General features: G+C 55.7%; 13 protein-coding genes. 4 read left to right on the forward strand and 9 right to left on the reverse strand.

What is annotated here, in order from left to right; all coding sequences use genetic code 11:
- Nucleotides 1-270, reverse strand: a 270-nt coding sequence (locus E5201_RS14960) for a DUF3597 family protein (RefSeq protein WP_246050370.1), incomplete at its 3' end; no start/stop codon positions are given.
- 81 nt (nt 271-351) lie between these two features.
- Nucleotides 352-1,380 (reverse strand): phosphate/phosphite/phosphonate ABC transporter substrate-binding protein, encoded by a 1,029-nt coding sequence (gene phnD, locus E5201_RS03320; RefSeq protein WP_181404514.1) that lies wholly within the window; start codon nt 1,378-1,380, stop codon nt 352-354.
- 302 nt (nt 1,381-1,682) lie between these two features.
- Here phnD and E5201_RS03325 point away from each other — a divergent pair, with 302 nt between their 5' ends.
- The 3 genes from E5201_RS03325 (at nt 1,683) to E5201_RS03335 (ending at nt 3,731) form a co-directional block, all read left to right on the forward strand.
- Nucleotides 1,683-2,951: a type III PLP-dependent enzyme gene (locus E5201_RS03325; RefSeq protein WP_140984569.1), complete on the forward strand. Its 1,269-nt coding sequence runs from the start codon at nt 1,683-1,685 to the stop codon at nt 2,949-2,951.
- Between the two features lie 364 nt (nt 2,952-3,315).
- Nucleotides 3,316-3,489 carry a Flp family type IVb pilin gene (locus E5201_RS03330; protein WP_140984570.1) on the forward strand — a complete coding sequence of 58 codons (174 nt, stop codon included), beginning with the start codon at nt 3,316-3,318 and terminating at the stop codon, nt 3,487-3,489.
- 68 nt (nt 3,490-3,557) lie between these two features.
- The gene (locus E5201_RS03335) at nt 3,558-3,731 is read left to right on the forward strand and encodes a Flp family type IVb pilin (protein ID WP_140984571.1); all 174 of its coding nucleotides are present in this window, start codon (nt 3,558-3,560) and stop codon (nt 3,729-3,731) included.
- Between the two features lie 232 nt (nt 3,732-3,963).
- Here E5201_RS03335 and arsC read toward each other — a convergent pair whose 3' ends face one another.
- Together arsC and E5201_RS03345 are read right to left on the reverse strand one after the other, a co-directional pair.
- Nucleotides 3,964-4,329, reverse strand: a complete 366-nt coding sequence (gene arsC, locus E5201_RS03340; protein WP_140984572.1) for an arsenate reductase (glutaredoxin) — start codon at nt 4,327-4,329, stop codon at nt 3,964-3,966.
- A gap of 64 nt (nt 4,330-4,393) precedes the next feature.
- Nucleotides 4,394-4,930, reverse strand: coding sequence for an arsenate reductase/protein-tyrosine-phosphatase family protein (locus E5201_RS03345; RefSeq protein ID WP_140984573.1), 537 nt, complete (start codon nt 4,928-4,930; stop codon nt 4,394-4,396).
- Between the two features lie 163 nt (nt 4,931-5,093).
- On the opposite strand from E5201_RS03345, the gene E5201_RS03350 reads away from it, so the two are divergent.
- Nucleotides 5,094-5,435: an MliC family protein gene (locus E5201_RS03350; protein ID WP_140984574.1), complete on the forward strand. Its 342-nt coding sequence runs from the start codon at nt 5,094-5,096 to the stop codon at nt 5,433-5,435.
- A 225-nt stretch (nt 5,436-5,660) separates the two neighbouring features.
- Here E5201_RS03350 and ctrA read toward each other — a convergent pair whose 3' ends face one another.
- From ctrA to E5201_RS03375, 5 genes are all read right to left on the reverse strand, one after another.
- Nucleotides 5,661-6,371 carry a response regulator transcription factor CtrA gene (gene ctrA, locus E5201_RS03355; protein WP_140984575.1) on the reverse strand — a complete coding sequence of 237 codons (711 nt, stop codon included), beginning with the start codon at nt 6,369-6,371 and terminating at the stop codon, nt 5,661-5,663.
- 219 nt (nt 6,372-6,590) lie between these two features.
- Nucleotides 6,591-8,075, reverse strand: a complete 1,485-nt coding sequence (locus E5201_RS03360) for a tryptophan halogenase family protein (protein WP_140984576.1) — start codon at nt 8,073-8,075, stop codon at nt 6,591-6,593.
- Between the two features lie 26 nt (nt 8,076-8,101).
- Nucleotides 8,102-9,133 (reverse strand): cupin-like domain-containing protein, encoded by a 1,032-nt coding sequence (locus E5201_RS03365; RefSeq protein ID WP_140984577.1) that lies wholly within the window; start codon nt 9,131-9,133, stop codon nt 8,102-8,104.
- Between the two features lie 3 nt (nt 9,134-9,136).
- Nucleotides 9,137-9,838, reverse strand: coding sequence for a SapC family protein (locus E5201_RS03370; RefSeq protein WP_140984578.1), 702 nt, complete (start codon nt 9,836-9,838; stop codon nt 9,137-9,139).
- Nucleotides 9,839-9,910: 72 nt separating this feature from the next.
- The coding region (locus E5201_RS03375; RefSeq protein ID WP_140984579.1) for a TonB-dependent receptor domain-containing protein at nt 9,911-10,388 on the reverse strand (478 nt) is incomplete at its 5' end.

Below are 10,388 nucleotides of genomic sequence, written 5' to 3' on the forward strand. Positions count from 1 at the left end.
TTCCTTACGCGCGGCAAGGCTTGAGTCGAGGTCGAGCAATTTCAGAAGATCGACAATCGAGGTGCGCCAGTTCAGTGGCTGACCGGCCCGGCCTGAGGCGTCGTCCAGAATGGCCTCGACATCGACATTGGCGAGGGTTTCCGGCTCCTGACTGATGACGGTGCTGGTGGCGGCAGTGGCTGCCGGTGTGATGGCGATGTCGGGGGCCGGTTCGGCGGGTACTGGCTTTTTCCTGAAAATCGCATTTTTGATTTTTGAAAAGAAACTCATAATCAGCTCCGGTTGAAATGAACCCCGCCCACGGGAGGATCAGCCTAACACAAAAGCGGTAAGAGCGTATTTGCCGGTTTTTTATAGCGGATCGGCGGGCGCTTCGACCGGTTTGGCCAATGCGCGTCTTTGTGCCGCAATTGCCTCAAACGCTTTTTCAGCCTGAGCAAGCGTCTGAGGGTCATTGTCTTTGCGGGCGGCAATGAGGGTTTGCGCGGCTTCCATTTCGCGTATCGGCAGCAGGTGGGTATCGTCGGCAGGCTGGAAAGCACCGAGGCCGAGGCGGGCCAGAACACCGCGCTGACGCTCGGCTTCGGGGCCGTCGCCTGTGCCGTAGCTCAGAATAAAACTGCGCAGTTTTTCCCGCGTTGCTGGATCAAGATCCTTACGCAGGAGCAGCGGCGGATCGGGTAGTAGCGGAGAACTCCAGATAACCTTTAGCCGTGCGGCCTCTTTAGGGGAGGCCGTATTGAAACGTTGCAGGGCGATGCTGTTACTGACGGTGGCATCAAGTTTGCCCGTTATCAGGTTATTGATCTGGTTTGGTGGTTCGGAGCGGTCAACCGAAGCAAAGCACGTGTCAGGATCGATTTTTTCCGGAAGAAACAGATAGGTCAGGGGCGCCTGATTTCCGGCCAGAGACGCTTCTGCGCCCATGCCTAACCGCAGGCCACCGCTACAGGCCGTAAGGTGCGCGAGCGTCAGGCCGGAATCTGCCCGTGTCACAATCACACTCCGGTAGCCGTCAGGGGCCGTGGGGTCCGAGGCGCGGGCAATGACATAGGCGCTGGCGTCACGGACGGCATTGAGCGCGGCGGTATTGGAAAACAGGCCCGCCTGAACGCGATTGTTGTGCATGGCCTTAACCGAGGCGTTATCGTCGGCGGCGAAATTCGGTTTGATCTTAAGGCCGGTCAGGCTCGCCATGTCTTCCAGATAGGTGCGCCAGGCGCTTTCGGCTTCGGAGGCCCCGTCGGGTATGACCACGGCAAAGGTCACCTCGTCCGATCGTGGGGCGGCAGCCTGCTGACAGGCTGAAGCGAGGCTTAGTGAGGTCAGAAGCCCCAGAACCAGAAGCGTTTTTCGGATAAAGCGCTGTGCCGCGATCAACGGGAGTATCCCTTTTATAAAGCCAGACGATGAATCTGCCGAAATTTATCCGAATTTGCAACCGATGGCCGCTTCATGACAGGTACAAGGGCGCGCATTGCAATTTTATCTGATTGCGGGTCTTTACATGGAAGGCAAAATGCCTGATATAGCCCGCTTCCGGCGGACCCCGACACAAAGTCCTAAGAATGCTTCTTGGGCCGCCCACCTTCGGGATCGTTCAGGTTTTCCTGACGATTTAGGTGGACACGAAACGCTGCTAACGCCGGTCTGGGTTTAATTTTTTTAGCAGGGATTTGGCAGTGACACATCACTCCCAAACGGCCCTGAACCTGGTCCGCGAGCAGTCACCGGAACGCCCCGTCGCCCTTGTGCGACGTGCGCCCGTCACCGTTGCCGCGCAATGGTTTCAGAGCCACTTCAAAGGTGAAATTTTCTATGCCGTTAAGGCCAATCCGTCCGCGTGGGTCATTGAGACCTTACGTGATGCCGGTGTGCGCGCCTTTGATGTGGCATCGATCAACGAAGTCAAGTTGGTCAAGGCGCTGTCCCCTGAGGCGCGTCTGGCCTTCATGCATCCGGTGAAATCACGCCGCGCCATTGCCGAAGCCTATTATGACTTTGGCGTGCGCACCTTCAGCCTCGATACGCAGGAAGAACTGGCGAAGATTCTCGATTCGACCGGAGGGGCGAAGGATCTGAACCTGATCGTGCGTCTGGCGACGTCGGGTGAGGGCGCTAACCTGCCCCTGACCAACAAGTTCGGCGCTCAGGTCTATGAAGCACCCGCCCTGTTGCTGGCGGCGCGTCAGGCGACGCAGGACAAGATGGGCATCAGCTTCCACGTCGGTTCACAATGTATGCGGCCTACTGCCTATGCGGCGGCCATGTCGGCGGCGTCGCGCTCGCTGGTGCGGGCCGGTGTGCTGGCGGATATTGTCGATGTCGGTGGCGGTTTTCCGTCGATCTATCCGGGCATGGTGCCGCCCGCCCTTAGCGAATATATGGACGTCATTGATCGTGCCTTCGAAGACATGAAGGTGCATGAGGCGACCGAACTGTGGGCCGAGCCTGGCCGGTCTCTGGTGGCAGAATCGACCTCTATCCTGACGCGGGTGGACCTGCGAAAGGGCGATGCGCTCTATCTGAATGACGGGGCCTATGGCAATCTGTTTGACGCTACCCACGCTAAATGGCCGTTTCCGGTTAAGCTGCACCGCGCCGATGCAGGGGGTGAGGTGTCGTCTGAGCTGAAGCCGTTCCGTTTCTACGGCCCCACCTGTGATTCCATCGACCATATGCCGGGGCCGTTCTGGCTGCCTGCGGATGTGGTCGAAGGCGACTATATCGAAATCGGCATGCTGGGGGCCTATGGCGTCGCTATGGCCACCGGTTTTAACGGCTATGGCGAAAGTGATACGGTATTTCTCGATGAAGCACCTATGGCATCTTTGTTCGGGCTGGGGCCGCGCCATATCAGCCTGCCGCGCTCCGAAACGCTTGAAGACAACAAGATCGTGCGTTTCTCACGCCCCAAGGGCGGGAAAAAGGGCAGGCGTCGGCGCGGTTAAGCGCGTTTTTTTGTTAAGTTATGCGTTTGAAAGGCGGTCAGGGTTAATCCTGATCGCTTTTTTTATGCCTAAATATGGGGTCGGGGCGGTGAGTGATTATTTATGGTGACGGGGATTTCGCGGGGAAAATGTGTCTTGATTCAAATAAATATACTATTAATACAGGTTAAGGTTAATTTAAATTAACAGTAAACATATGTTAACTAAAGAATATTTTTTGTTTACCATTCTCTTTCACTTGGAATTAACAGCGATTGGATAAATTGATCTCGTGTTCGGGAGCAAGTGGGCCAACTACTCACGTTCTGAATACATAGTAGATTGTTCACTTGCTTAATAAAAGCTCATCTTACGGAGATAACTCATGACCAAGTTTTTCAACCGCTTCCTTAAAGACGAATCCGGCGCGACTGCCATTGAATACGGCCTGATCGCTGCCCTTATTGCTGTAGCCCTGATCACGGTTCTCGGTACCCTGAGCGGTAGCCTTACCACAACGTTTACAACGATTTCGAATAAGCTTAATCCGCCTGCATAATCATTTATGATTATTAGAGACCGCAGATATTTAATATCTGCGGTCTTCAATTCTTATAGGTAAAATCCATGCTGTGGAATTTTTTAAAAGATCAGTCGGGTGCTACTGCTATTGAATACGGTTTGATCGGTTCAATAGTCTTTTTAGGTTGTATTACTGCCTTTTATGCTTTCGGTGATAGTGCTCAAGAAATGTATAATTATATTAGCTCTACGATAGCTGAAGCCGTTTCAAGACGGTAGAGTGGTAGACGAAAATCATCAAATAACCGCCGCAGGGCGGTTTTTTTGTGCTTACGATTTGAGGCAGGGTGGTCTTGTCGCAACAACCGAAAGTAAGAATCCCCCTATGTCACTGCGTGACATCTCTCCCTTCAGAGATGGGGGAGTATGATTTTTTATACCTCCCCAACTTGTTTGGGGAGGGAAACCGCTTTGCGCTAGCAAAGGGGTGGGGTGTCTTCAGAATATGGGGTCAGTCGATCTCTATCGGGCGATCGAGGATGTCGTTCATGCGGCTCAAGGGGCGGGCGACGACCGCGCCCCTGGGGGTCACGAGGATCGGGCGTTCGACCAGTACCGGTTCCGCGATCATGGCGGCAATGACCGTGGAATCGTCGGCGGTGGTCAGGCCGCGTTCGACCGCATCTGTATTGCGGGTACGCAGAATGTCCCGCGCGGGTATGCCGCCCATCTGTTTCAGCAGGTCTTTCAGGGTGGCTTCGCTCCAGCCGGTTTTCAGATATTCGACGATTTCGGGCTGATAGCCATTGGCCTCAAGCAGCGCCAGCGCCTTGCGCGAGGTGGAACATTTTGGGTTGTGATAAAGGGTCAGAGCCATGTGGTAATCCGGAATCAGAGAGCATTCCGGCTCAGGCTACACCCTATGTGACTTGAAACAAAGACTATCCCGTCAGGCCGAGACCCTGTTCGCCCATCCGGTCAAGGCGGGCGCGGACGGCCATGCTTTCGAGACTAGCGGTGGGCAGGCTGACGAAGATGCCGATGCGATTGGTCAGATTGGCAAACAGGCTGGCATAGGCGGTGGCAATCTCGGCAGGTGAGCCTGCGCTATTATCGGGGTCGGGCAGGGGCCAGTCCACAGTCATGGGCTTGCCGATAAAGGGCGGCAGAGCATTTTCAGAGACGGTAGACGACAGGCGGAAAACGAAGTCGAGTCGCGGGGCCTGTTCGCCGGTAAACATGCCAAGCGTTTTCGGGGTCAGGGTTTTGACATCGTAGCGCATCTTTTTCAGGAGATCGACGGCGTAGGGGCTTAGGGTTTCGGCAGGGTTGACGCCAGCTGACCAGGCTTCAAACCGTCCGGCCCCCAGGCGGTTGAGCAGGGCCTCGGCCAGTACCGAGCGTGAGGCATTATGTTCGGACAGGAACAGCACCTTAAACCGTCGTGTATCGCCTATCAGGTGGTTGAGGTATCTCATATGTCTGTTCCGTGACTGCTCTGTGTTCCTCATGCCGATCAAGTCTTTACGGTTTATGACAAAAGGCGAATGAGCCACGGTGTAAAAAGCATATGCGCTTTTTATTTCCGATTTACGGGGAAAGCCGTAATATCCGGCCATATTTTGATTGAAAGGTTATTTCATGCGCCGCCTGATATTTGCCGGTTTTGCCTTGTCCCTGACGGCCTGTGCCACGGTTCCGCCTATTGACTCCAGCACGCTGCCTCCGCCTCCGCCTCCGCCGCCGATGGGGCCGATCAGCGATGTGGTCTATAATTGCGCCGACGGGACGCGGTTCAGCGTTTATTTCCATGAAAATGCCGCCACGGTTACGCTGGCTGACGGGACCAGGCTTGAGTTGCCGCAGCAACGCGTCGCATCGGGTATGCATTATGCGACGCCGCGCCATGATTTCCGGGGCAAGGGTACGGAAGCCACATGGACGGTGGGGCGTATGGTGCCAACCCAGTGTCGGGCGAATTAGAGACGGCTTCAAAAGGCCGTTTTCTGGCCTGCAAAGACGCATCTTCTGCGCTTCCGTTGCTCACGTACCATAAGTACGCTGCGCTACGGTTCTCGAAGACACGCCTTTTCGGCTCAGACTCCAACCCTTTAAGGCCGTCTCTAAAGGGCTGGGGGAAGGCGGATATAAAAAGCCCCTGCCGTGAGAGGACGGCAGGGGCTTTTTATATAGTCAAACCTGAAAGGCTTAGGCAGCGACGATGGTGCCGCCGTTAAGGGCCTCTTGCGGGTCGCGCAGCACATAGCCACGGCCCCAGACGGTTTCGATATAGGAGTTGCCTTCATTGGCGACGGCCAGCTTCTTACGCAGCTTGCAGATGAAGACGTCAATGATCTTCAGTTCCGGCTCGTCCATGCCACCATAGAGGTGGTTGAGGAACATCTCCTTGGTCAGGGTCGTGCCCTTGCGCAGGGAAAGAAGTTCCAGCATTTCGTATTCTTTGCCGGTCAGGTGAACGCGGTTACCCGCAACCTCGACCGTCTTGGCATCCAGATTGACGATGATGTCACCGGTCTTGATGACCGACTGGGCGTGGCCCTTGGAGCGACGCACCACCGCATGAATGCGGGCAATCATCTCGTCCTTGTGGAAGGGCTTGGTCATATAGTCATCAGCGCCACCGCCGAGAGACTTAACCTTCGTGTCGATTTCCGAAGTACCCGACAGGATCATGACCGGCGTATTGACCTTGCCGACGCGCAGTTGACGCAGGACTTCGAGACCGGACATATCCGGCAGTGAAAGGTCAAGCAGGATCAGATCGTAGTCATAGATCTTACCCAGATCCACGCCTTCTTCGCCGAGGTCGGTCGTATAGACGTTGAAACCTTCGGATTTAAGCATCAATTCAATGCTTTGCGCGGTCGCGCTATCGTCTTCTATGAGTAGTACGCGCATGAAGCCCCTCCCGGCTATGCCAAGCTGACAGTTAAGAAACAAGGCTTACGCCCGTTAACCTTCATCAGCTAAACAGCAAATCCCTTAAGATTCGTTAAACATGATGAATTCCGAATCAGCCTAGGCTGATTTGCGAATCGCTGACAAGCCTGACGAGTCACCGGTAGAATCTTTGGGAAAATTATCCACAGATGTTTGGGCGGAAATATGGCTGTGGGATCAGGAAGCGTGCAGCCACGATTTCAGGAAATCCCCATGTGTGGGCATCTTGCTTACGGTGCTGGCGATATTGCTGCTTAGGCCGTTTAAGGCTGTGGTCATCTGTTCTATGGTCATCAGGCGTCCAAGGTGATGCCAGCGTTCGGGCTTCAGCCTCTGGCCGTGCATGACCTGAAGCCAGGAGTCGATGCGAAAGACCTCATCGTTCCACTGATATAGCTTGGCATTTTCACGATAAAGCGCAATGCGTTCGGCCAGCGTATCCGGCACCGGCATATCGCGCCGTGCCCGCCAGTATTCGCTGTCGTCACGTTCGGTCAGCTTATAATGCATGATGACGAAATCGCGCACATGCTCGACCTCGTGACGGGTGACCTCATTAAAGTGGTTACGCGCCGCATCGGAAATGCCTGCAAACGGAAAATTCTGCACAAGGCGGGTAATGCCTGCGTGGAACAGGTGGATATTGGTCGATTCTAACGGCTCAATGAAACCGCTTGAGAGGCCAAAGGCGATGACATTCTTGTTCCACACCTTGCGACGACGACCGGTGCGGAATTTGATGAAGGATGGCTCGGTCAGTTTCGCGCCCTCCAGCAAGCCTTCAAAGCGCGTCATGGCGTCATCGTCCGACAGGGTCTTGCTGGAATAGACGAGACCTGTGCCGACACGGTTTTGCAACGGAATACGCCAGCGCCAGCCATCGGCATGGGCAATGGCTTCGGTATAGGGCATGAACGGGCCGGTGGATTCAGCCTGTAGGGCAATGGCGCGGTCATTGGCCAGCCAGTGATCCCAGTCATCATAACCGGTTTTCAGGGTTTGCTCGATCAGCAGCCCGCGCATGCCGGTGCAGTCGATAAACAGATCGCCTTCGACGGTCTCACCGGTTTCAAGCACGAGAGCGGTGATATTGCCGGTCTCGGCGTCCTGTTTGACGTGCTTAATGGTGCCTTCGATGCGATTGACGCCCGCCTTTTCACTTAAGTCGCGCAGATATTTGCCATAAAGGGCGGTATCGAGGTGGTAGGCATAGTTGATCTTGGCATTAGGACCGGTCTGGAATTTGCCGGCTCTGGCGGCTTCGTGTTCAAGGCAGTATTCGCCGAGCTCACCGCCAATACCTTCGGCATTGGCTTGATGCCACATATGATGGAAGTTGGCCATCCACGGGGATTTGCCAACAATACCGAAGGAATGGATATAGGAATCGCCCAGACGCGCCCAGTTCTCAAAGCGAATGGCCATCTTGATCGAGCCATTGGTGGCCCGCATAAATTCCTTTTCATCGATATTCAGCAGATGATGGAAATTACGGATGGTCGGCACCGTGGCTTCGCCGACACCTATTATGCCGATGTCTTTGGATTCAACGAGCGTGACCTCAAGCAGCGGACCGAGCAAACGGGTGAGGGCTGTGGCGGCACACCAACCGGCGCTGCCGCCTCCGGCGATGACGACCTTTCTGATGGTTTGCGTGCTCATGATGTCTTCCCTGTATTTTTATGGTTCTAACGATTGAGTCGGTGCAGTAACTGCGCGCGCAGGCGGCGGGCAGTGAGTTCATCCAGTTGCCCCAAAGCGCCTTGGGCAGCTTCGGGCAGGTGGGCGCGCGGTGTTTCAGTGGGGCCGAAGATGTAATAGTCGAACAGGGCGCGCCATGATTGTTTCTCGGCTTCGGGCCGGTCGCGCAGACTCAGCAAGGCGTGCAGCAGGGTGTTCATGGGCGTGTCCATGAAGCGCGGCGAAGTGTTCCACCAGTAGTTAATCAGGATATTGAACGGTTCCAGCGCTTCGACATGGTGCCACCACAGAGCCGGGTAAAACAGCACATCTCCGGCCTCAAGGTCGGCGATCTGGGCGTGGTTCAGGGCCTCTCGGAAACGGGGGAAGCGGTTGAAATCGGGATTGCGAAAATCGACCATGCTGACGACCTGACCGCCGGGGGTCGGCTCCAGCGGGCCGGGATAGAGGTTGGCCACCTGATCCGGCGGAAACAGGGTGAAGCGTCTGCGCCCCGCGACGCAGGCCGCCAGATTGTGCGACATATCATAATGGGCGGTGGCCGTGGTACGGTTGCCGATCCAGATGCTGGCCAGCGGCGGGTTGGCTGTGAACATCTCATGAGTAAGGGCGAGGTCATTTTCCTCACGCAGGCCCGGCAGGTATATGCCGAGGTCCGTCGAGCCGAGATAAAATGACGGCGGAACGGGATCGTCCAGATGCGCCAGAAGCTGGTCGAGAAAATCGGTTAGCAGGGCGCGTCCGGCCTGAAAATTCAGGGCTGTCAGGTCATCATTATAGAAGAAACGCCCGCCGATGTCGGGGCTGCCGGTATAGGCCGTCACGGGGCGACCCTGATAAAAGCGTTTCAGATAATCGGCGGCGGTCTGGGACGACTGAAGGCCGGCCTGTACCAGTGGCCAGTCTTTGGCCAGACCGCGAAAAATGACCGGTGCCTGATCGACCATAAGCTGATCATAGGGGATGTGGTCAGGGTCTGTTGTGGTAAGGACTTTAATCGGGGGAGCGGTGATTGTCATATGTCACGCTCCGGCCAGACGCCGGTTTTTCAGATTGATAATCGTCTGGAGGTTATTGACGGAGCTTACGACATGGAAGGCCAGAGCCAGAAAACCGGCGGCGTTCAGTTCGGCCAGTTGCGCCCCGCTGAGTTGGGTCAGGCCTTCCTGACTTATGGTGAAAAGCTCAGGTAGTTTGAACTGACTGCCGTCGTTCAGTTGTAACTCGACATTTACAGGGGCCAGAAGGGCCGCAGCGTCAAAGGCGGCAAACATCTCGGGTAGGCGCTCAGTGCCCTGCTGAATCAGGCGCAGGGCGCGGGTGGCGCGCTCCAGCGCGGGTCCATTTCCACCATGCGGCAGGAACAGGGGGGCGCCTTCGGTGCGGCTGATCAAGGGGTGAGACGGGTCGATATAGGTGGCGGGCGTTTGCTGATCATCAAGGCCGATCATCAGGGGGCCGCGCTGGCGCAGGGCGGGGATGTAATGTGCTTGCCACTGATCGCCGCTGAGATAGAGGTTTTCGTTCAGGCCCAGAAGGGCAATCGGCTGAAAGCCGCCGCTCGGTGTGGGGCGGAAAAGAATCGGATATTCACGCTGAATGTCAGCAAATTCGCCGGGAAAGACCGGCATCTGGTTGGTATTGTCACCCAGATCGGCCCCGTAACGCTCAATCAGCCGGAGGTCATGATGAGCGATATTATCCAGAACTACGGGGGTCGTCATAAGCCATCCTGTACAAAACGATGGGGAAGACCGGATAAGCTCCGGCCTTCCCCGATAGATCAGAGATAGTCTTTAGAACTTGAAGCGAACCCCAAGTTGATAGCGCGTGTCAAGTTCCTGAGCGAAATAGAGATTGCTCTTGTCACGGCCAAAGGTACGCAGGTGTTCGTTGGTCAGGTTCAGACCTTCGAAGGTCAGCAGGATGGACGGCGTAATTTCATAGTTTACCGACACATCGACAACACCAAAGGCTTCGGTGAAGACCGGGTTACCGGCGTTACCGTCACGGTTGGTGGCTGACAGGAACTCGTCACGCCAGTTATAGGACAGGCGACCGGAAAGCGGTCCCTTGTCATAGATCAGGGTGACGTTATAGGTATCCGACAGGCCGAGCAGAGCGAACTGATCCACGCCCGGAGGGGCGCTGCGGTCAATGGCCACATCCCCGCGAACCGTGGTCAGGCTGCCGGAAACCCCGAAGCCCGTCGATCCGAAGAAGTGCTGGAAGGCCAGTTCCATACCGTGGATGTTGGCGCTTTCGTTGTTGATC

Source organism: Asticcacaulis tiandongensis, assembly GCF_006475605.1.
Classification (GTDB): Bacteria; Pseudomonadota; Alphaproteobacteria; order Caulobacterales; family Caulobacteraceae; genus Asticcacaulis; species Asticcacaulis tiandongensis.

Coding starts and splice junctions, on each gene's coding strand:
- E5201_RS03330 (WP_140984570.1), top strand. CDS start 3,316: ATGACCAAGTTTTTCAACCGCTTCCTTAAAGACGAATCCGGCGCGACT.
- E5201_RS03335 (WP_140984571.1), top strand. CDS start 3,558: ATGCTGTGGAATTTTTTAAAAGATCAGTCGGGTGCTACTGCTATTGAA.
- arsC (WP_140984572.1), bottom strand. CDS start 4,329: ATGGCTCTGACCCTTTATCACAACCCAAAATGTTCCACCTCGCGCAAG.
- E5201_RS03345 (WP_140984573.1), bottom strand. CDS start 4,930: ATGAGATACCTCAACCACCTGATAGGCGATACACGACGGTTTAAGGTG.
- E5201_RS03350 (WP_140984574.1), top strand. CDS start 5,094: ATGCGCCGCCTGATATTTGCCGGTTTTGCCTTGTCCCTGACGGCCTGT.
- ctrA (WP_140984575.1), bottom strand. CDS start 6,371: ATGCGCGTACTACTCATAGAAGACGATAGCGCGACCGCGCAAAGCATT.
- E5201_RS03360 (WP_140984576.1), bottom strand. CDS start 8,075: ATGAGCACGCAAACCATCAGAAAGGTCGTCATCGCCGGAGGCGGCAGC.
- E5201_RS03365 (WP_140984577.1), bottom strand. CDS start 9,133: ATGACAATCACCGCTCCCCCGATTAAAGTCCTTACCACAACAGACCCT.
- E5201_RS03370 (WP_140984578.1), bottom strand. CDS start 9,838: ATGACGACCCCCGTAGTTCTGGATAATATCGCTCATCATGACCTCCGG.